Annotated in this window: 20 protein-coding genes; 1 reads left to right on the forward strand and 19 read right to left on the reverse strand. The window is 40.8% G+C overall.

Translation table 11 applies throughout. The annotated features are described in order from the left end of the window. Positions 1-19: 19 nt before the first annotated feature. The 19 genes from racE to zapA all read right to left on the reverse strand — a co-directional run bounded on the left by racE (position 20) and on the right by zapA (position 19,166). Entirely contained in the window at positions 20-808 is a 789-nt protein-coding gene (racE, locus tag CSV68_RS00285; protein WP_099632883.1) for a glutamate racemase, read from the reverse strand. Positions 809-817: 9 nt separating this feature from the next. Next, the gene (locus CSV68_RS00290; RefSeq protein ID WP_099633021.1) at positions 818-1,225 is read right to left on the reverse strand and encodes a MarR family winged helix-turn-helix transcriptional regulator; all 408 of its coding nucleotides are present in this window, start codon (positions 1,223-1,225) and stop codon (positions 818-820) included. Positions 1,226-1,417: 192 nt separating this feature from the next. After that, a complete protein-coding gene (locus tag CSV68_RS00295; RefSeq protein ID WP_085428963.1) occupies positions 1,418-1,630 on the reverse strand; it encodes a helix-turn-helix domain-containing protein in 213 nt (70 codons plus the stop codon). Between the two features lie 75 nt (positions 1,631-1,705). Then, complete coding sequence (locus CSV68_RS00300; RefSeq protein ID WP_099661206.1) at positions 1,706-2,155, reverse strand: acyl-CoA thioesterase; 450 nt, start codon at positions 2,153-2,155, stop codon at positions 1,706-1,708. Between the two features lie 282 nt (positions 2,156-2,437). Then, on the reverse strand, positions 2,438-3,232 hold the full coding sequence (gene sdhB / locus CSV68_RS00305) for a succinate dehydrogenase iron-sulfur subunit (protein ID WP_198166058.1): 795 nt from the start codon (positions 3,230-3,232) through the stop codon (positions 2,438-2,440). Further along, positions 3,229-4,983, reverse strand: a complete 1,755-nt coding sequence (sdhA, locus tag CSV68_RS00310) for a succinate dehydrogenase flavoprotein subunit (protein ID WP_099661207.1) — start codon at positions 4,981-4,983, stop codon at positions 3,229-3,231. The genes sdhB and sdhA overlap by 4 nt, the downstream gene beginning before the upstream one ends. A 49-nt stretch (positions 4,984-5,032) precedes the next feature. After that, positions 5,033-5,641: a succinate dehydrogenase cytochrome b558 subunit gene (locus tag CSV68_RS00315; protein ID WP_099632880.1), complete on the reverse strand. Its 609-nt coding sequence runs from the start codon at positions 5,639-5,641 to the stop codon at positions 5,033-5,035. Between the two features lie 394 nt (positions 5,642-6,035). Further along, on the reverse strand, positions 6,036-7,838 hold the full coding sequence (gene uvrC / locus CSV68_RS00320) for an excinuclease ABC subunit UvrC (protein ID WP_099661208.1): 1,803 nt from the start codon (positions 7,836-7,838) through the stop codon (positions 6,036-6,038). A 52-nt stretch (positions 7,839-7,890) separates the two neighbouring features. Continuing rightward, a complete protein-coding gene (gene trxA, locus CSV68_RS00325) occupies positions 7,891-8,205 on the reverse strand; it encodes a thioredoxin (protein ID WP_029052960.1) in 315 nt (104 codons plus the stop codon). A gap of 85 nt (positions 8,206-8,290) precedes the next feature. After that, positions 8,291-9,265 (reverse strand): electron transfer flavoprotein subunit alpha/FixB family protein, encoded by a 975-nt coding sequence (locus CSV68_RS00330; RefSeq protein WP_099661209.1) that lies wholly within the window; start codon positions 9,263-9,265, stop codon positions 8,291-8,293. Between the two features lie 36 nt (positions 9,266-9,301). Further along, the gene (locus tag CSV68_RS00335; RefSeq protein WP_099632877.1) at positions 9,302-10,075 is read right to left on the reverse strand and encodes an electron transfer flavoprotein subunit beta/FixA family protein; all 774 of its coding nucleotides are present in this window, start codon (positions 10,073-10,075) and stop codon (positions 9,302-9,304) included. A gap of 23 nt (positions 10,076-10,098) precedes the next feature. Beyond that, complete coding sequence (locus CSV68_RS00340; protein ID WP_099632876.1) at positions 10,099-10,872, reverse strand: enoyl-CoA hydratase; 774 nt, start codon at positions 10,870-10,872, stop codon at positions 10,099-10,101. 26 nt (positions 10,873-10,898) lie between these two features. Beyond that, positions 10,899-11,483 (reverse strand): fatty acid metabolism transcriptional regulator FadR, encoded by a 585-nt coding sequence (locus tag CSV68_RS00345; protein WP_099661210.1) that lies wholly within the window; start codon positions 11,481-11,483, stop codon positions 10,899-10,901. Between the two features lie 89 nt (positions 11,484-11,572). Beyond that, positions 11,573-13,276 carry a long-chain-fatty-acid--CoA ligase gene (locus CSV68_RS00350; RefSeq protein ID WP_099661211.1) on the reverse strand — a complete coding sequence of 568 codons (1,704 nt, stop codon included), beginning with the start codon at positions 13,274-13,276 and terminating at the stop codon, positions 11,573-11,575. A gap of 435 nt (positions 13,277-13,711) precedes the next feature. Next, positions 13,712-14,125 carry a DUF350 domain-containing protein gene (locus CSV68_RS00355; RefSeq protein ID WP_029052954.1) on the reverse strand — a complete coding sequence of 138 codons (414 nt, stop codon included), beginning with the start codon at positions 14,123-14,125 and terminating at the stop codon, positions 13,712-13,714. A gap of 63 nt (positions 14,126-14,188) precedes the next feature. Beyond that, positions 14,189-16,546, reverse strand: coding sequence for an endonuclease MutS2 (locus CSV68_RS00360; RefSeq protein ID WP_099661212.1), 2,358 nt, complete (start codon positions 16,544-16,546; stop codon positions 14,189-14,191). A gap of 16 nt (positions 16,547-16,562) precedes the next feature. Further along, positions 16,563-18,269, reverse strand: coding sequence for a DNA polymerase/3'-5' exonuclease PolX (gene polX / locus CSV68_RS00365; RefSeq protein ID WP_099661213.1), 1,707 nt, complete (start codon positions 18,267-18,269; stop codon positions 16,563-16,565). An 86-nt stretch (positions 18,270-18,355) separates the two neighbouring features. Beyond that, positions 18,356-18,895, reverse strand: a complete 540-nt coding sequence (locus tag CSV68_RS00370) for a CvpA family protein (protein ID WP_099632871.1) — start codon at positions 18,893-18,895, stop codon at positions 18,356-18,358. 10 nt (positions 18,896-18,905) lie between these two features. Next, positions 18,906-19,166, reverse strand: a complete 261-nt coding sequence (zapA, locus tag CSV68_RS00375) for a cell division protein ZapA (RefSeq protein ID WP_099629713.1) — start codon at positions 19,164-19,166, stop codon at positions 18,906-18,908. A 174-nt stretch (positions 19,167-19,340) separates the two neighbouring features. Between zapA and rnhC the strand changes: the two genes are divergently transcribed. After that, complete coding sequence (rnhC, locus tag CSV68_RS00380) at positions 19,341-20,270, forward strand: ribonuclease HIII (protein ID WP_099632870.1); 930 nt, start codon at positions 19,341-19,343, stop codon at positions 20,268-20,270. Positions 20,271-20,303 lie beyond the last annotated feature (33 nt).

Genomic DNA, 20,303 nt, shown 5'->3' on the forward strand with positions numbered 1-20,303 from the left:
CCGGGTACTGCTATACATGTTAAAAAGTTAGCTTGCGTACGTCAGGCTGAGGAATGGCAAGCCAATCTTCAACGATGACTTGAAACTTATCCATCGATCCTGTTGTATAAAATATGGGTTCTTCTGCTGAAATCGATAGTAATTGCTTCGCCTCAAGAATCCGTTCAACATCAATCACAGTCTCCGCCGCTGAAGAAATAACATTCTTTTGATTGGAGAAATGCGCTTCAATATGTTCTTGTAATAATGGATAATGTGTACAGCCAAGAATTACAGAATCAAACGAATAGCTATGCAAGGGCAATAACGTCTTGTCGACTATATTCCTTGCTGCCTGTGTACGATATTCTCCGTTTTCAACAATTGGCACAAATTCCGAACACGCGAGTGAATGGACTTTGGCTTCGGGTTTCAGAGCTTGAATCGCTTGATCATACGCTTGACTTTTCACAGTGCCTTCTGTACCTAGCACAGCAATTTCACCTGTTTGTGACGCATTGACAGCTGCTCTAGCCCCTGGTTCAATAACACCGACAACAGGAAAATCAAAATGTTTTCGTACTTCTTCTAGTGCGATAGCAGTCGCAGTGTTACACGCAATAACGAGCATTTTTATACCCATTTGCGCCAAACTGTTTACCATGTCCATTGTAAATTGCAACACTTCTTCCGCAGGCCGTGGACCATACGGACAACGTGCATCATCGCCAATATAAATAATAGGTTCATTCGGTAGGTAGTTGCGCAACTCTCTTACAACTGTCAGTCCGCCAACTCCCGAATCAATTACTCCAATAGGTGCGTTCAATGTAATCCCTCAATCTCTTGTCATCTGTTCATGTAGTGTAGCCAGCAATCCTGAAAACTGCTGAATTTCCTGCTCATTTGAATTCACAAGAACATCTTGCAAATACTCTTGTCTCTTCTGTATGACCTCTTCAATAATCCGTATTCCTTCAGGTAATAAATGAACACGGACAACTCGACGATCCTTTTCATCCCTCACCCGCTTCACTAGTTGACTACTTTCCATTCGGTCTACTAAATCCGTCGTGGTGCTAAATGCTAGGAACATTCTATTCGATAGATCTCCGATGGTCATATCACCATGTTCCAACAACCATTGAAGAGCGCTGAATTGAGGAGGTGTAATTGTAGATTTTTTTAATATTTTTCGACCTTGTTCCTTAATGATGGACGCAATGTATCGTAAGTCTTTTTCCATCTTTACGATATCAGTTGGTACGTTTTTCTGTTCATTCAACAAAAAATCAGCTCCCTGAAATGAGTCCTATCTTTTCATTGTACCGTTTTCGTTGATGAACGCAACATTTTTTCCCTCGATTTTATGTTAGAGAAGAAGTAATTGACACTGATTGCACAAAATTGGTCTATCATCCTAAGCAGGGCATCATTTTTAATTCAGCTGTAACTCTCCCAATCGCAATAATTCAACGATTGCCTGTGCTCTGCCTGATACACCTAGCTTTTGAATCGTATTCGAAATATGATTTCGTACGGTCTTCTCACTAATGGTCAGCTGTCCAGCAATTTCTTTTGTTGTAAAATCATCTACCAGCAAAGTGAAAATTTGTCGTTCCCGATTTGTTAATAAAGAACGGTTTTGCATTTCATCCAAGATGCGCCCCTCCTCTTTACGCTTTCCCCTTAGGATATGTAAGCGTAAGGGCGGCTGTGTAGGCTTTTACGAGTTTTCTAGAAACATGCGTTTTTCTTCTTCTGTCCATGCAACAGGTCTTCCATCAGCTTTTCCAATTTGAACGATAGCACTTCTACCTGTAAAGACTATTTCATCGCGTTCATTCCTAGCCATATAGTGCAGATCAACTGAACTCGTGCCCATAGTATTAGCTTTCACATGGATCTGTAGCTTTTCGTCAAAGTACACTTGCTTCGCAAAATCGCATTGCAAATCCGCTACGATTGGAATGGTTGTGCCCTTCGGATCGATCCACTTCGCCATATGGTTTAGATGTTTCAAAAACTCAATTCTTGCATACTCAAAATAGGCAAATACTTTCGTGTTATTCAAATGTCCATACATATCCGTCTCTGAAAAACGAACTGAAACGTCGGCATGAAAATGAAATCCTTCTACCCATTCCTCTAGATTTTCAATATAACTTTCTCTCATTTACATGCACCCCTTCAAAATGAATGATTATTCATTACTTTATTATATCAAAATACAAATTAACGTCAAATCGGATTGTTTTGCTACCGGAATCACAGAGTCAGTTAGTAGCCAAGGGGAGTGAGTAATCAAATCTCACGAGGCATTCAAGTGGAGGAGTCTTCCGCTTATATCGATTGCTCTCAACTCTCCCCTACGTTCTTACATTTTCTAAAAGCTGTACATATCAAAAAAGCTGTCCAAGAAAGTCATAGACTTCCTGGACAGCTTTGTGTATAGCAATTAATCTACTTGGTGGTCACTTCCGAAGAAGTTCTTGAACATTTGGATTGTTGTTGCTCTACCAATTGCACCAATAGAAGTCGTCAATGGAATTCCTTTAGGACAAGCAACTACACAGTTTTGTGAGTTACCGCACTCAGTGATTCCACCGTCTCCCATAACAGTAGCTAAACGCTCATCTTTGTTCATTGCACCAGTTGGATGTGCGTTGAATAGTCGAACTTGTGACATCAATGCAGGTCCCATGAAGTTCGTCTTGTCGTTTACGTTTGGACAAGCTTCTAGACATACTCCGCAAGTCATACATTTAGACAATTCATATGCCCATTGACGTTTACGTTCAGGCATACGTGGACCTTCACCAAGATCATACGTACCATCGATCGGAACCCATGCTTTGATGCGCTTTAACGAATCGAACATGAATTCACGGTCAACAACCAAGTCACGAACGACTGGGAATGTACGCATAGGCTCAAGTTTAATAGGTTGTGTTAACTGATCAACCAGCGCAGTACATGACTGACGAGGGCGGCCGTTTATAACCATTGAACATGCACCACAAACTTCTTCCAAACAGTTCATATCCCAGTTAATAGGAGTCGTTTTTTCACCTTTGGCATTTACTGGGTTACGTCTGATTTCCATTAGAGCCGAAATTACGTTCATATTCGGGCGATAAGGAACTTCAAATCTTTCTACATAAGGGCTTGAAGTGGCAGTATCTTGACGATGAATGTCAAATACGACAGTTTTTGTAGCAGTTGCTGTTTGTTGTTCGCTCACTTTTGTCAATCTCCTTTCTTCGCTGAGTAATCGCGTATACGTGGAGGAATGATCGATGTATCTACATCTTCATACGTAATAATTGGTGCAGATACTCCGTCAAATTCCGCAATTGTTGTTTTCAAGAAGTTCTCATCGTCACGATTAGGGAAGTCTGGCTTGTAGTGCGCGCCACGGCTCTCATCACGATTCAATGCACCTAAAGTGATAACACGTGCTAGATATAGCATGTTTTTCAATTGACGTGTAAACATAGCTCCTTGGTTAGACCATAGCTGTGTATCCGTAATGTTAATATTTTCATAGCGCTCAAGTAACTCGACAATTTTGTCGTCTGTCTGCTTCAACTTATCATTGAAACGAACAACCGTTACGTTGTCAGTCATCCACTCGCCAAGCTCTCTGTGAAGAACGTACGCATTCTCTGTACCGTCCATCTTAAGAGTGTCTTCCCATTTCTGTTGCTCTTCTTTCACTGCATCTTCGAAAATCGTTTCAGGAAGTTCATCAGCAGTACGCTTCAGATGCTTCATGTAATCGATTGCGTACGGTCCAGCGACCATACCACCGTAAATTGCAGAAAGTAATGAGTTAGCACCTAAACGGTTTGCACCGTGTTGTGAGAAGTCACATTCGCCTGCTGCGAAAAGACCTGGGATACTTGTTTGCTGATGATCGTCAACCCAGAGTCCGCCCATTGAATAGTGAACAGCCGGGAAGATTTTCATTGGCAATTTACGCGGATCATCACCTGTGAACTTTTCATAAATCTCGATGATTCCACCAAGTTTGATATCAAGTTCTTTAGGGTCCTTGTGAGATAGATCCAAGTACACCATGTTTTCTCCATTAATACCCAGTTTTTGGTTTACACACACGTCAAAAATTTCACGTGTTGCGATATCCCGTGGAACTAAGTTACCATAGTCCGGATATTTCTCTTCCAAGAAGTACCAAGGTTTACCATCTTTATATGTCCAAATACGTCCACCTTCACCACGTGCAGATTCACTCATTAGACGAAGCTTGTCGTCTCCAGGAATCGCTGTTGGGTGAATTTGAATGAATTCGCCGTTTGCATATTTTGCACCTTGCTGATAAACGATGGAAGCTGCAGAACCTGTATTGATCACAGAGTTAGTAGACTTACCAAAGATAATACCAGGGCCGCCTGTAGCCATGATGACAGCATCTGCTTTAAATGCTTGGATTTCCATTGTCTTCATGTTTTGAGCTTTGATTCCACGGCATGTACCCTCTTCATCTTTAATGATTCCGAGGAATTCCCAGTGCTCATATTTTTGTACTAGTCCTGCTACCTCGTGAGAACGCACTTGTTCATCAAGAGCATACAGTAATTGTTGTCCAGTTGTCGCACCTGCATATGCTGTACGGTGGTGAAGTGTACCACCGAAACGACGGAAATCCAAAAGACCTTCTGGTGTACGGTTAAACATAACACCCATACGGTCCAATAAGTGGATAATTCCAGGAGCTGCTGCCGTCATTGCTTGTACTGGTTTTTGATTCGCTAGGAAGTCTCCACCGTAAACTGTATCATCAAAGTGAATGTCGACAGAGTCGCCTTCACCTTTCGTATTTACAGCACCGTTAATGCCGCCTTGGGCACATACGGAGTGGGAACGTTTTACTGGTACTAGCGAGAACAAGTCAACCGGTACACCAGCTTCTGCTGATTTGATGGTAGCCATTAGTCCAGCTAGTCCTCCACCGACGACAATCAATCTGCCTTTTGCCATTATTGTGTCACTCCTCAATTATACGTAATTTCATTAGTTAGTTAGTTTTTTACACAAAAGCTAGAAGTGCTTGAATTCCAATTACAGAAAGTATTAAGAATATAACTATTGTGATGTACGATACGATTTTTTGTGATCTTGGTGATTGTGCAATTCCCCAAGTAACACAGAAAGACCATAGTCCATTTGCTAAGTGGAAAGTAGCAGAAACAACACCTAGGATATAGAATACAAGCATAAATGGATTCGACAAGATATCGACCATCATGTTGAAGTCTACTTCAGTTCCAAGCGCTTTTTGAATACGAGTTTCGTATACATGCCATGCAATGAAGATGACTAGGAATACGCCTGTGAACCGTTGGAGCGTGAACATCCAGTTACGGAAAGTACTGTAATGGCCCACGTTGTATTTCGCTGAGAAAGCTATGTACACTCCGTAAAACGCGTGGAACATGAGTGGAATGTAGATAATAAACCATTCCAAGAAAAATACAAACGGCAAGTTCCCCATAAAATTAGATGCTGTGTTGAATGCTTCCTCACCGCGTGTTGCAAAATGGTTAATTACTAAGTGTTGGGCAACAAAAAGTCCAACTGGAATTACACCAAGCAACGAATGTAGACGGCGTAAGAAAAAATCTGTTTCTTTCGACAAGTCTTTTACCCTCCCTTATTTCTGAGATTATACTGTAGTGATGCGGTTCTCTATTTGGTTCGCATTCACCAGTATCTCTCTTCATGGTACAATATGATAACATGTATATTGTACTCCTCTGTATAGGACAGGTCAAGACGCTGTGTGCTTTTCATAGTAGATTATGATTTTTCTAAAAACGTCGAATCACACAATGCTTTTTCCTATGATCCGACAACGCTTGACATAGTTCGAAGCCCATAAGAGTAAGGGTTTGAGCATGTAGCTTTTCGCTTTATTATGCTACGCAACTTATTTATTTCTGGAATTTTTATCTCTAATTCCGTTAACTGGCTAATTAAATAAAATATACTGAAAATTAAACTATATATATCAATGAAAGCCCCTTGACTTATTACTCAGTCAGGGGCTTTTCGGTTGTTTCAGGTTGCTGAAAATGAGCGAGTAACTCATCAGCTACTTTTTTTGGCATCCCTGCTTCTTTTAATTGTTCAGGTGTTGCTTCACGAATGGCTTTCACTGTTTTAAAGTGTTTTAGTAATTGCTGTTTACGTTTCGGTCCAACGCCTTCAATTCCATCAAGTGAAGAAGTTAGTGAAGATGCTCCTCTTCGCTGTCTGTGGAACGTAATAGCAAATCGATGGACTTCGTCTTGAACACGTTGTAATAAGTAAAATGCTTCACTTGTTTTCTTTAATGGAACTATCTCTGGTGGATGACCGTACAGCAATTGCGCTGTATTATGTTTATCGTCTTTTGCCAGTCCAGCTATCGGAATAGAAAGTCCGAGTTCATCTTCTAGCACTTCCCGAGCAATCTCCATCTGCCCTTTCCCACCATCAATAACAATTAAGTCTGGTAAAGGCAACTGATCTTTTAATACTCGTGTATAGCGTCGTCTAACGACTTCACGCATTGCACCATAATCATCATGGGCTGCTGCAGTTTTGGTTTTATACTTTCGATAATCTTTGCGATTTGGTCTTCCGTCTACAAAGGTTATCATCGCGGATACCGGTTCCACGCCATGTGTATGGGAGTTATCAAACGCTTCAATGCGAAGAGGCGTACTGATATTCATCGCTTCACCAAGCTCTTCACACGCACCAATTGTACGTTCTTCTTGACGTTCAATTATTTGGAATTTGGCGTTTAATGCAATAGACGCATTTTTGGCAGCGAGTTTGACAAGCTCTTTTTTCTTTCCACGTTGTGGTATTAACACAGTCGTATCAAGCAATTGATCGGCTAACGCAAAATCAACGGTTTCCGGAAGAAGTACTTCTTTCGGCAATAAATGTTGAGCTTCTCCATAGAAACGGCCGAGATACGTCAGTAATTCTTCTTCAGGATCTTGATAAGCTGGGAAAATGGATACATCGCGTTCTATCATTTTACCTTGTCTGACGAAGAACACTTGCACACACATCCAGCCTTTATCAACTGCATAGCCAAAAATATCACGATCTGTAAAATCATTTGCATTCATATTCTGCTTTTCCATTACGGTTTCGATATTAGTTATTTGATCGCGATATTCTTTCGCTCGTTCAAATTCTAATTCTTCCGCTGCTTCATTCATTTTTTGTTGTAGTTCTTTTTTCACTTCCTTATAACCACCATTGAGGAATCTTGTAATGTCTGCGATCATTTCAGTATATGCATCCGCAGGCACTTCTTTAATACAAGGCGCAAGACATTGACCGATATGATAGTACAGACATGCTCGAGTAGGTATAGTCTGACATTTGCGGTATGGATATAAGCGATCCAGTAATCTTTTCGTTTCATGAGCGGCCGTTGCATTTGGATACGGCCCAAAATACTTGCCTGATTTTTTATTAACTTTACGTGTAATGATTAACTTCGGATGACGTTCGTTAGTAATTTTCAAGTAAGGATATGTTTTGTCATCTTTAAGCATAATATTGTATTTTGGATCGTATTTCTTAATCATGTTTAATTCTAAAATTAAAGCTTCGATTTCAGAATTGGTTACTATATATTCAAAATCCTCTATTTCTCCTACCAACCGCTGTGTCTTGCCATCATGGGAACCCGTAAAATAGCTGCGTACACGGTTTTTTAACACTTTTGCTTTCCCAACATAGATGACAGTACCTTGACGATCTTTCATTAAATAGCAACCCGGCAATTCAGGGAGGATCGAAAGTTTATGTTCAATAATTTCATTCATTATTTTCACCTACTAAAAGACCGGGCTGCTCTTGCGGCCCGGTCTCTTGTATTTATGCGTGTTTTTCAACTAGTTGTGCAAGTGCTTCTTTAGGTTGGAAGCCAACTACCTTCTCAGCTACTTCTCCATCTTTAAAGAGAAGTAGTGTTGGAATCGACATGATACCGAACTGGCTAGCAGTTGCTTGGTTATCATCTACGTTTACTTTTACAATGTTCGCTTTCCCTTCAAGTTCTCCTGAAAGTTCTTCAAGTACAGGAGCGATCATTTTACATGGACCACACCAAGGTGCCCAAAAGTCTACTAGTACTACGCCTTCTTTTACGTTTTCTGCAAAGTTCGAATCAGTTGCATTGATAATCGCCATTCTAATTTCCTCCTTAGTCTTTAACTATATCCGTATTATATCATGGAGGTATAGAAGGAGCTAAAAAAATGCCTATCTCAATTCATTAGCTGACTTTGATCTTTTTAATTTCTTCAATCATGATGGGAATAATCTCGAAAATGTCCCCTACGATACCGTAGTCTGCAATTTTAAAGATGTTCGCTTCAGGATCCTTATTGATTGCCACAATGACTTTCGAGTTGGACATACCTGCTACGTGCTGGATCGCTCCAGAAATTCCTGCTGCAATATACAAGTCTGGAGTAACTACTTTACCCGTTTGTCCAATCTGTAGTGAATAGTCACAGTAGTCTGCGTCACATGCTCCACGTGAAGCACCGACTGCGCCGCCTAGAAGGTTTGCCAATTCTTTTAATGGTTCAAATCCTTCAGGTCCTTTGACTCCACGGCCGCCAGCTACAATAACTTTAGCTTCAGATAAATCTACACCTTCTGTAGATTTACGTACTACATCTTTAATAATAGAACGTAGGTTTGTAATGTCTACAGTTTTCGCTGTTACGTCACCTGAGCGGCTTGCATCATGTGTTAACGGCTCAATGTTGTTCGGACGGATTGTGATAAATTGCAAACCTTCTTTAATTTCTACTTTTTCAAATGCTTTACCAGAATAAATTGGGCGGATGAATTCTGCATCGTCGCCTTCTCCTTCAATCTTAGTCACATCTGAAATTAATCCAGTTCCAAGCTTACTTGCAATTTTCGGTGATAAGTCTTTACCCATAGCTGTGTGTCCAAATACGACACCGTCGGGAGATTCGTCTTCGTAGACTGCTAGGAACGCTTGGCCAAAGCCGTCTGGCGTGTAATGCTTCAAATGTGGGTGCTCAACCGTTACTACACGATCCGCCCCATAATGAATCATTTCTTCGCCAAGTGACTGAACTTGGTCCCCTATAAGAACAGCGACAACTTCTCCGCCGCCTGAAATATTCTTTGCCGCTGCAATTGTTTCAAATGATACGTTACGTAGTTCTCCATCACGTGCTTCACCTAAAACCAACATTTTCTTTGACATAATGTAGTCCCTCCTAATTACGGTTCTCTATATGAATTAAATTACTTTCGCTTCGTTACGCAATAATTTTATAAGTTCAGCCGCTTGATCTGCTGGCTCTCCTTCAAGTACACGCCCCGCTGCTTTTGCAGGTGGTAGGAAGACTTCTTTTGTTTCAGTCTTCGCTTCTACGTCATCTTCCTCTAAATCTAGATCATCGAACTCTAGGTCTTCAAGAGGTTTCTTCTTTGCTTTCATAATACCAGGCAAAGAAGGGTAACGTGGTTCGTTCAGACCTTGTTGTGCTGTGACAAGAAGTGGCAGGGATGTTTCAATGGTTTCTGAATCCCCTTCTACGTCTCGTACAACGGTTGCGTTCGTTCCGTCTATCGTTAATTCAGTAATTGTCGTGACATAGTTAATGCCAAGCAATTCTGCTACACGTGGTCCTACTTGTCCTGAACCGCCATCGATTGCTACGTTACCTGCAAGAATTAGATCAGCATCTTTGTCTTTTAGGTAATCTGCAATGACTTTCGCTGATGTGTATTCGTCAATATCATCAATGTCGTCTTCAATATTGATGAGTACTGCTTTATCTGCACCCATCGCCAATGCTGTACGTAGTTGTTTCTCGGAATCTTCGTCTCCGATTGATAGTACAGTTACTTCCCCACCGTGTTCGTCACGTAGTTTAATAGCTTCTTCTACTGCGTACTCATCGTATGGGTTGATAATGAATTCTGCACCATCTTCAGCAATGGCACCGTTTGAAATTGAAATTTTTTCTTCCGTATCAAATGTTCTTTTTACTAATGCATAAATGTTCATTAATAGAACCTCCTATTCGATAATTACTTCCCGTTAAATGTAGGTTGACGTTTTTCAATAAATGCTTGAATACCTTCTTTGGCATCTTCAGAGACGAAAACTTCTCCAAATGATTTCGCTTCTTCTTCCACACCCTCATAAAATGACTGATCTTTTGAGTAGGAAAGCATACGTAATGCATGTTTCACTGCGATCGGGCTTTTCTGAGAAATCTTCTTTGCCATCTTCAAAGTTTCAGCTGAAAGTTCTTCATCTGAATATGCATGATTTGCAAGTCCCCACTGTACTGCATCTTCACCTGAGATTGGATCACTCGTCAACATAATTTCTGCTGCCTTCGCTACACCAACCAAACGTGGCAAACGTTGCGTACCAGCAAATCCAGGAATAAGGCCTAATTGCAATTCCGGTAAGCCTAGCTTTGCACTCTTCGTAACTAAGCGGATATGGCAAGCCATCGCAAGCTCTAAACCACCACCAAGTGCTGCTCCATGAATGGAAGCGATTACAGGTTTAGGGAAGTTTTCTAATCGCTCGAAAACTTCTTGTCCTTTACTAGAAAGGTTCGAGAATGCTGCGCCTGTGTCGACCGTTGTGAATTCTTTAATGTCTGCACCCGCTGAGAAGAATCGACCTTCACCATATAGAACAACAACGCGAACATCGTCGTCGTGCTCTACGCTGGTTAACAGCTGATCCACTTCTTCAATCAATTTCGAAGACAGTGCGTTCGCCGGTGGATGGTCAATTTTCGCTAATGCGACATGTCCGTCTTTCTCCAAGTTAATCAATGTCATCTACTATCTCTCCTTTAATGCAATGCTTACTGTTGTTCATAGCCATGCAATAGCATGTAGCTAACTTTTGGTGCTAAGCTAATTAAATTAAATTTCTGTTCGTTCATCACCCAAGAGGTAATTGTCTCGTCCATTGTGCCAAATAGCATCTGCCTTGCTAGCCTAAGGTCAAGTTTAGGAGATAACTCTCCTTTCTCTACCCCTTCTTCAAGCAAAGTATCCAACAAAACCATATATTCTTTCAACACATTATTGATTTGGAATCGCAGATCTTTATTTGACTGTCTGAGTTCCAATTGTGTGACGATCGCTAAATGAGGATCTTCTTGTAGTACTGTAAAATGATTTTCTACAACTAATTGTAGTTTTTCTGCGATTGGAAGATCTTTCTTTAAAATTTCTTCAATGTTTTCTACAAAAATCGCCATTTTTTCTCTGAATACGGATATGAGAATATCTTCTTTATTTTTAAAGTACAAATAAATGGTTCCATCCGCAACTCCAGCTTCTTTAGCTATTTTTGAGACTTGTGCTTGGTGGTATCCATTCTCTGCAATAACAATTACTGCAGCATCTACAATTTGTTTATATTTAGGTTTTGTTCGCTTCATTAATGATTCACCACCAAAAAGAAAATATGAATGATGATTCATTCATATTTTCATATTAATATTCTTTTGGGTTATAGTCAAGCATTTTGTTATGAACTTTTTAATGAATCTTGAACTTCCGTTAATTTTCTTCGTTCTTCCTCTACTAATGTTCTACGCAAGATTTTACCTACTGCTGTTTTAGGAAGATCTTCGCGGAAATCATAATGCTTTGGAACTTTAAATGCAGCAAGCTGCTTTCTGCAATACGTATCTAATTCTTTTTCCGTTATGGAATATCCTTCTTTTAAAACAATATAAGCTTTAACTGTTTCACCACGGTAAGGATCTGGTACACCTGCTACGATACATTCTTGAATTGCGGGATGTTCATATAGGACTTCTTCAATCTCACGTGGATAGACATTGAATCCACTTGCGATAATCATATCTTTTTTACGGTCAACAACATAGAAATAACCGTCTTCATCCATATACCCTAGATCCCCTGTCAAAAACCATCCATCACGGAATGATTCCTGTGTGTCGTCCGGCCGATTCCAATAACCTGTCATTACTTGAGGTCCTTTTATCGCAATTTCTCCAATTTCTCCTATTGGTAACGATTCTGATGAGCCTGGTCCAAGAATACATGCATCTGTATCAGGCCACGGAACACCGATAGAGCCTCGCTTTTCTAGTCCATCCCACACAAAGTTCGCCATAGCTACTGGAGAGGTCTCTGTTAAACCATAACCTTCTACAAGCTTTCCACCGGTTACCGCTTCAAACTTTTCTTTCACCTCAATGGGTAATGCAGCAGATCCACTGATACAAGCTTTAATAGAAGAAAGATCGTACTTTTCCAAATCAGGATGATTCAACAGACCAATATAGATCGTCGGTGCACCTGGGAATAATGTAGGTTTTTGTTTATCAATATCTTTTAATGCAGTCTTAAAATCAAATTTAGGAATCAAGACCATTTTATGACCTTTCATTACTGCGAAAATCAAAACCGTCGTCATACCATATACGTGGAAAAACGGTAGAATCCCCATAATCGTTTCTTCGCCATCTGTTGTTTTGTATAACCAGGCACTACACATCTCAGTATTGCTAATTAAATTGGTATGAGTCAGTTCCACACCTTTTGGCGGTCCTGTAGTTCCTCCGGTATACTGCAATAATGCAATATCCCCTTTCTCATACGCTATATGAATCGGATCAGGTTGTGTTGTTTTCATTATTTCGGTATATAAATGGTGTATACCACGATGCTCCACTTTAACCGTCAACTTATGCTCTTTTTTCTGAATGAATGGATATACTAGATTTTTAGGGAATGGGAGATAATCTTTAATCCCCGTAATTATTATATTTTCAAGCGCAGTTCCATTCATTGCTTTCGTGACGCGAGGGAACAAAATATCCAGTGAGATAATCACTTTTGCACCTGAATCAGAAAGTTGGTAGTGCAATTCCCGCTCTGTATACAAAGGATTTGTCTGTACTACAATAGCACCTGCGTAGAGAATTCCAAAGTATGCGATAGCACCTTGTGGACAGTTCGGAAGCATGATAGCTACGCGGTCACCCTTCTCAACCCCTAATTTTTGCAAATAGGTTGCAAATTTTAGAGCGGACTCGTGAAATTCTTTGAACGTGATATCTTTCCCCATAAAATGAATCGCTGTGTTATTTGAATACTTTTTGCTAGACCTCGTTAGATAGTCTTGCAATGGAATATTTTCATATTCTAAAGTAGTCGGAATTTCTTTCGGATATGCAGCAAGCCAAGGTTTTTTTGTCATCTATACAACTCCTTTACGTTAATGTAATTGTTCGAACATTCCTTATTCATTAGTATATCGATAAACTAATTAGTTTACAAGATAAATATGAAAGCGCTTTATTCGTTTGCATACATACCTCTTAGTCTATGTGAGAGTAATTAGCTTTATACATTTTATAAATAGAGAGATTAATATTATTTTGCGTTGGGATTTCCGCTTCAGAAGAAATGCGGTCCCGCGCGAAGGCATCCGCCACTTAAAGCTTTGATCCCCTCGCAATACCTATGTACCTATCCCCTGTTTGTTTTTGCTCTCACATATTTCAAATACTAAAAAACACACCAAGACCGAGGTCAAGGTGTGTTGTTGAATAGCCAGTAGACTCCGACGAGGACGAAGAGTACACAGACTACTAATAGTATTTTAATTAATCTTTCCATAATATGCAGTCTCCTATGAAATACTGGCGCCTATGACGAATGACAGACCTACCGAAATACAGAGCGAGATGAAACCAACTGAGCGATTGTCCGCCTGAATCTCCTCATCCACCTTGAACTTCGGTGTCAGGAATTCGAACAGCAAATAGGCAAAGACGAGAAGTACGAAACCGAATAGGCCCCAACCCATCATCTGCGGCAAGCTATTATGCTGCTCGATCGAATAGCGAAAAATATTGGCGACACCAAATATTTTTCCGCCTGTCGCCATCGCCACTGACAAGTTTCCTTTACGGATCTCTTCCCAGTTTTTATATTTTGTTACGATTTCAAATAGCACCATCGACACGATCAAGCACAGTGTAACGACACTGAAATACCCGGCCGTCTCAACTAATGGATGACTCCAAAATCCCGTATGATTCATAACGCTGCACCTTCTTTATATTCTCTTGCTTGTCATACGGTCCAAGCAGCTGAAAGGTTTCATTTATTTTAATTCTACTACAGTAACGCCACTTCCGCCTTCTCCTGCTTCACCAAAGCGATAGGATTTCACGCGTGAATGTTTTTTTAGATATTGTTGAACGCCTTGTCGAAGTGCACCCGTTCCTTTACCGTGAATAATGTTTACCTGATGGTAGTTGGACAATAACGCATCATCAATATACTTCTCGGTTCGCACAAGAGCATCTTCATATCGTTCACCACGTAAGTCAAGCTCCATTTTCACATGTTCGGAACGACCCCTAACTGCTGAGACTGTAACATGATTCTTTTCTTTTTCAGGCTTCGTATACTGCAATCCAGATTCCGGTAGTTTCATCTTCAAAATACCAATTTGTACGATCCATTCTTTTTCTGATACTTTTTCGACAAGTGTTCCTTTTTGTCCGTATGCGAGTACTTTCACTTCGTCCCCTTGTTGTAACGGACGAGGTCCTGCTTGCGCTTTAATGGTTTTCTTTTTCTTCTCTTCAGGTGCAGCGCCTTCCAAACGTTTTCGCGCTTCGATTAATTCATGCTCTTTCACACTAGCTCCTGCATTCATTCGTAGAGCACGTAGATCTGAAATAACCGCTTCAGATTCTGCTTTGGCCTGATCCACGATTTTTTTCGCTTTCTCTTTGGCCACTTCTGTTAAACGGTCTTTTTGCTCTTCAAATTCTTGTAATTTATCGTGTAATTCTTTTTTCAGCTTTTCTGTTTCTAAAAGTACGTCATGTGTACGTTCAGCGTCTTTTTCAGATTGCACACGACTCGTTTCAAGTGAGGCGATCATAGAATCTACTTCTCCACGATTTTCTCCTGTAAAGCTCTTTGCACGATCGATTACATGACTTTGTAAACCTAGTCGTTTGGAAATTTCAAATGCATTACTTCGTCCCGGTACACCGATCAGTAAACGATAAGTCGGGCTCAACGTATCGATATCGAATTCAACACTTGCATTGGTTACACCTGGCCGGTTAAAGCTATACGCTTTTAGTTCCGGATAGTGTGTGGTCGCCATCACTCGTGCGCCAGTTCCATGCACTTCATCTAAAATGGAAATGGCAAGAGCAGCACCTTCTTGAGGATCTGTCCCTGAGCCTAATTCATCAAACAATAATAGAGAGCGATCATCGAACTTTTTCAATATATCCACGATGTTGACCATATGGGATGAAAATGTACTTAAGCTCTGTTCGATCGATTGCTCATCACCGATATCTGCGTATATAGAATCAAAGACTGCAATTTCAGAACCATCGAGTACTGGAATTGGCAGACCTGATTGCGCCATCAATGTACAAAGGCCAACTGTTTTCAACGTAACTGTCTTACCACCTGTATTCGGACCCGTGATCACAATCGTTGTAACATCTGTACCGAATTCAATTGTATTCGCTACTGCTTCATTAATTGGTAGAAGTGGGTGACGCGCTTTAGAGAGTCGCATATAGCCATCTGCGTTAACTGCTGGTTTTGTACATTTATTTGCAGTACCGTATTTGGCTTTTGCTAAAATGACATCTACTTCTGCTAATAGCTGCACTAATGTGAATAGCTCATGAGCGATCTCTTGAATACTGGCTGACAAGGCAAGCAAAATCTTTTCGATTTCTTCTTGCTCTTTGACTTTCAGTTCACGAATCTCATTATTCGCTTGTACGACTGCATCTGGTTCGATGAATAGTGTTTGGCCAGATGAAGACATATCGTGAATTACACCGCCATAGTGAGAACGATATTCCGCTTTAACTGGAATACAATACCGATCATTACGCATCGTGACGATTGCGTCAGATAACATTTTCGATGCGTTCTTCCCTCTCGTATAACTTTCAAGACGTTCACGCACGCGACTTTCTTGAATACGTAAGCTCTGGCGAATTGAACGTAACGCGGATGAAGCACTGTCCATCACTCGACCATTATCATCGATTGCCGCATTGACTTCATGTTCGATTGCTGTCAGGATCGGCATTGCTTCTTTACGTGCGATTAAATGGGGAATAGAAATCTCACCTTCAGCCATAACAGCCTCTAAAAACTGACGTAGAATTCTACTCGCCCGGATCGTGTCTGCAATTTCCACTAGTTCCATGGCGCTTAACATTCCGCCAATTTGTGCTCGTTTAGCGTGGGATCGAATATCGTGGATTCCACCCATCGGGACATTGCCGCGAATTCGTAAAAGTGCCAACCCTTCGTCTGTTTCTTCAAGTAACCGATTGACATCTTCAAGGTTTGTTGAAGGTACTAACTGCTCTATATGTGCACGGCCCGCAATGGACGTACATTGTGCCGCTACTTGTTGAATGATTTTATCAAATTCAAGTGTTTTTAAGACACGCTTTTCCAATGTCTTACACTTCCTTTCATCTACGAATCACTTTCTCAATAAATGTTTCAAGTGTCCATGTGTTGACTACCTGTTCAGCAGGAAGCCAAGCTTTTTGGGCGTATTCTACGCCAATCGGCATAATGTCAAGTTGTTCTATCGCATGCGCATCTGTATTGATCGCAATATTGACACCAACTTCCATCGCTTGGATAACGTGTTCCGTGCGTAAATCCAAACGATATGGACTTGCGTTCACTTCTAGTATTTTGCCGTATTCGCTCGCCCACTTAATGAGCTGTTCGATATCCGGATTATACCCTTCACGCTGACCTATAATACGGCCTGTTGGGTGTGCAATCATGTGCACATGTGGATTTTGACAAGCAGCATGCAATCTCTCCATGATTTGCTCCTGTGGTTGATTGAAACTTGAGTGAATCGACGCAATGACAAAGTCTAGTTGCTCAAGAATTTCATCATCAAAATCTAATGTCCCATCCGGAAGAATGTCCATCTCGGTTCCGCAGAATACTTCGATGTCATCATATTTCGCGTTCACTTCGCGAATTTCCTCAATTTGCTTTACTAAACGCTCAGGTGTTAAACCATTAGCTACTTTTAAATAATGTGAATGATCGGTGATAACCATATGTGAATAGCCTTTTGCACGGCAGGCTTGCACCATTTCTTCTATGGAATGCCCGCCATCCGACCAAGTAGTGTGCATATGAAGATCGGAACGAATCAGTTCAGGTGTTACAAGTGTAGAAATCTCACTTGCCCGGTCGAGTTCCGTACCGTCTTTGCGAATACTTGGTGGAATGAATGGCAAATCAAAATGTGCAAAGAATTCTTTTTCACTAGTAAATGTCTGCACATGTCCTGTTTCATCTTCTACACCGTACTCACTAATTTTCTGTTTACGATTTTTAGCCAACTGACGCATCCGTATATTATGCGCAGCAGAGCCAGTAAAGTGATGAAGTGCTGTTGCGAATTGGTCTTCCGTGACAAAACGAAAATCTGCATCGATTGGATGTTCTGTATCAAGCGAAATCGATAGTTTAGCATCGCCCGCTGCGATCACCTTTTCGATCGGTAACGCAGCCATGATTTTTTCACGTACGATTTGTGGTTCGTCCGTTACGAGAATCCAGTCCACATCCGAACTTTCTTCTTCGCGCCTACGATAACTGCCTGCTACTTGAAACTTCTGAATTTCATCAATCAATTGTAATTCAGCCTGAACGATATCCACGATTTTTGTTACTTGCCAAATTGGTGTCTTGCCGGAACGACTTGAGAGTATTTCAATTTCACGCAATATGTTTTCTTCTGTCTTTTTACCGAATCCCGGAATTTTACTAACCTCTTGTCTTTCGCAAGCTGCTTGAAGTGATTCAATCGAATCTATATTCAACGCTTCGCGTAGTTTGGCTATTTTCTTGCCACCGAGTCCAGGAATATTCAAGAGAGGGATCAAACCTTTTGGAACCTTCTCTTCAAGTTCCGTCAAAACATCTGAAGTTCCTTTTTCCATTAAATCAGTAATGACTGCACCGGTTCCTTTACCGATTCCCTTCAACGACAAGATATCATCCATTTCAGCGAGACTTCTTGTGTCCAATTCCAGAATCGAAGCGGCTTTCCTGAACGCAGCTACCTTAAAATGGTTTTCTCCAAGTAACTCCATATACAATGCAATTTTTTCAAATGTACGAATTATAGTCTTTTTATTCAAGTCAGTATCCTCCCCACTCTGTTAAAAAAGCTTCCACGCGTTCGGGAAGCTTTTGGTTCATATGTACAGTACATTATTTACAAGCGTTAGCCTATATAAACGAACCACCAATTTTTTATTGCCGAGGAAATAATTGGCGTGTGTTCGAACATTGCTTTTGCCAGCAATGAATGACCTAATGAATTTTGAATGACTTCAACAGGAAGCATCGCAAGTAATGATAATACGAAAAAGATGATAACGTAGAATTCAATAAAGCCCAGTCCTGCGCCAATCAGACGTGCGCCGAAACCAAGAATTGGAATATGCTTGATAAAGTCCAGCATGGAACCAACTAAATGCAAAATCAGCTTCATTCCGACAAAAATCAAAATAAATGCAATCAATCGGTAAAACGTCATATCCATATCCAAGTTTTCAAACGACCAGCTCAGTGTATCTGCTGCAGTCGCCCCTGGATAAGGTATCCATAATATTAATTTTTCTGCAAATGGCTTGTAGAATTTATACGCCACGATTACCGATACAATCAACCCTAACATATGGATGAGCTGTACGATGAATCCGCGTCTAAAGCCTGCAATCAAGCCGCCTACAAGCAGTAAAATAATGAGTAAATCTATCATATTTCGCCCCTCAACCCTTCATTTTTTTCACTTCATCTTCTAATTCTTTTACTCTTTCTTGTAGTTTTAGAAATTCATGCACATTATTTACCGCCGTCAGGACAGCAATTCTTTTACTGTCGAGATGTCGATTATGCTTACTGATTTCGCGCATTTTTTCATCAACGAGCGAGGCTACATAACGCACATGTGAAGATGGTTCCGTACCAACAACCGTATATGTTTGTCCGTAGATTTCAACTGTCACTCTTGCTTTTTTATTGTCCGCCATTTTTATGCCCTCCCTCTAAAAACCCTCTCATAATCATACCATGAAAATCAATTACTTGTGAATCAATTATGCCTCAAACTGACACTAGGTTAGAATTTTAGACATTATCTTTCATTTGAAACTCTAGTTTCAGGTATACTGAGGAATAGATCATTTCAAGGAGTGGGTAAATAAATGAGTAATCAGGTCATTGTCCTGTCTGAAAAAGAAATGCCGGAAGTTGTTCGCTTCTATGAAACAAATAAAGTCACCCGTAATGCACCAGGTGTCATCTTCGCAGCCAAGATTGCTGACACCTCCATTACCGCTTACCGGTCAGGTAAAGTGTTGTTTCAAGGAGCAGGCGCAGACAGAGAGGCTGCACGCTGGGGGACTATAGGTACAGTAACGAAAGTGACGCCGTCTGGAGCCAAAGGAGATACATTACCAGCAAACTTCGCATCGTTATCCGTTCTCGGCTCGGATGAGACAGGTACTGGCGATTTCTTCGGCCCCATTACTGTAGCCGCCTGTTATGTTAGTAGTGACCAGATTGAGTTGGTAAAAGAACTGGGAGTAAAAGATTCCAAACAACTTACAGATGCGTATATGCAACAAATCGCAGAGGATTTGAAACAAGTTGTAACCTACTCCGTCCTGACGCTTGATAACGTCAAATACAATGAAATTCAAAGCGCAGGATGGTCGCAAGGGAAGATCAAGGCTATTCTTCATAACCAAGCACTTCAGGAAGTACTGGATCAGATGCGTCCTGTTCTACCGGAACATATACTCATTGACCAGTTTGCGGAGCGACGTGTCTACTTTAATTATCTAAAGGATGAATCTAGTATCATTCGAGACAAAGTACTTTTTTCGACAAAAGCTGAAAACCTTCACGTATCGGTAGCTACTGCTTCTATATTGGCACGGGTTGCATTCCTTGAAGCAATGGATCAATTAAGCAGTAAAGCGGGTGTAACATTGCCTAAAGGTGCGGGCCCCAAAGTTGACCAAGTAGCTTGTCAGCTCATCCGTAAAAAGGGAGAGCCATTTCTACACACCATTACGAAAGTACATTTTGCCAATACACAAAAGGCATTGAAACTCGCTTATAAAAAATAATGTGACTGCAGTAAAATAAAGCAGGCTACCCAT

This window comes from Sporosarcina sp. P29 (assembly GCF_002743265.1).
Classification (GTDB): domain Bacteria; phylum Bacillota; class Bacilli; order Bacillales_A; family Planococcaceae; genus Sporosarcina.

Coding starts and splice junctions, on each gene's coding strand:
- CSV68_RS00290 (WP_099633021.1), bottom strand. CDS start 1,225: ATGGAAAAAGACTTACGATACATTGCGTCCATCATTAAGGAACAAGGT.
- CSV68_RS00295 (WP_085428963.1), bottom strand. CDS start 1,630: ATGCAAAACCGTTCTTTATTAACAAATCGGGAACGACAAATTTTCACT.
- CSV68_RS00300 (WP_099661206.1), bottom strand. CDS start 2,155: ATGAGAGAAAGTTATATTGAAAATCTAGAGGAATGGGTAGAAGGATTT.
- sdhA (WP_099661207.1), bottom strand. CDS start 4,983: ATGGCAAAAGGCAGATTGATTGTCGTCGGTGGAGGACTAGCTGGACTA.
- uvrC (WP_099661208.1), bottom strand. CDS start 7,838: ATGAATGAAATTATTGAACATAAACTTTCGATCCTCCCTGAATTGCCG.
- trxA (WP_029052960.1), bottom strand. CDS start 8,205: ATGGCGATTATCAATGCAACTGATTCGAACTTTGCAGAAAACGTAAAA.
- CSV68_RS00330 (WP_099661209.1), bottom strand. CDS start 9,265: ATGTCAAAGAAAATGTTGGTTTTAGGTGAAGCACGTGATGGAGAACTA.
- CSV68_RS00335 (WP_099632877.1), bottom strand. CDS start 10,075: ATGAACATTTATGCATTAGTAAAAAGAACATTTGATACGGAAGAAAAA.
- CSV68_RS00340 (WP_099632876.1), bottom strand. CDS start 10,872: ATGACATTGATTAACTTGGAGAAAGACGGACATGTCGCATTAGCGAAA.
- CSV68_RS00345 (WP_099661210.1), bottom strand. CDS start 11,483: ATGAAGCGAACAAAACCTAAATATAAACAAATTGTAGATGCTGCAGTA.
- CSV68_RS00350 (WP_099661211.1), bottom strand. CDS start 13,276: ATGACAAAAAAACCTTGGCTTGCTGCATATCCGAAAGAAATTCCGACT.
- CSV68_RS00355 (WP_029052954.1), bottom strand. CDS start 14,125: ATGAATCATACGGGATTTTGGAGTCATCCATTAGTTGAGACGGCCGGG.
- CSV68_RS00370 (WP_099632871.1), bottom strand. CDS start 18,895: ATGATAGATTTACTCATTATTTTACTGCTTGTAGGCGGCTTGATTGCA.
- zapA (WP_099629713.1), bottom strand. CDS start 19,166: ATGGCGGACAATAAAAAAGCAAGAGTGACAGTTGAAATCTACGGACAA.
- rnhC (WP_099632870.1), top strand. CDS start 19,341: ATGAGTAATCAGGTCATTGTCCTGTCTGAAAAAGAAATGCCGGAAGTT.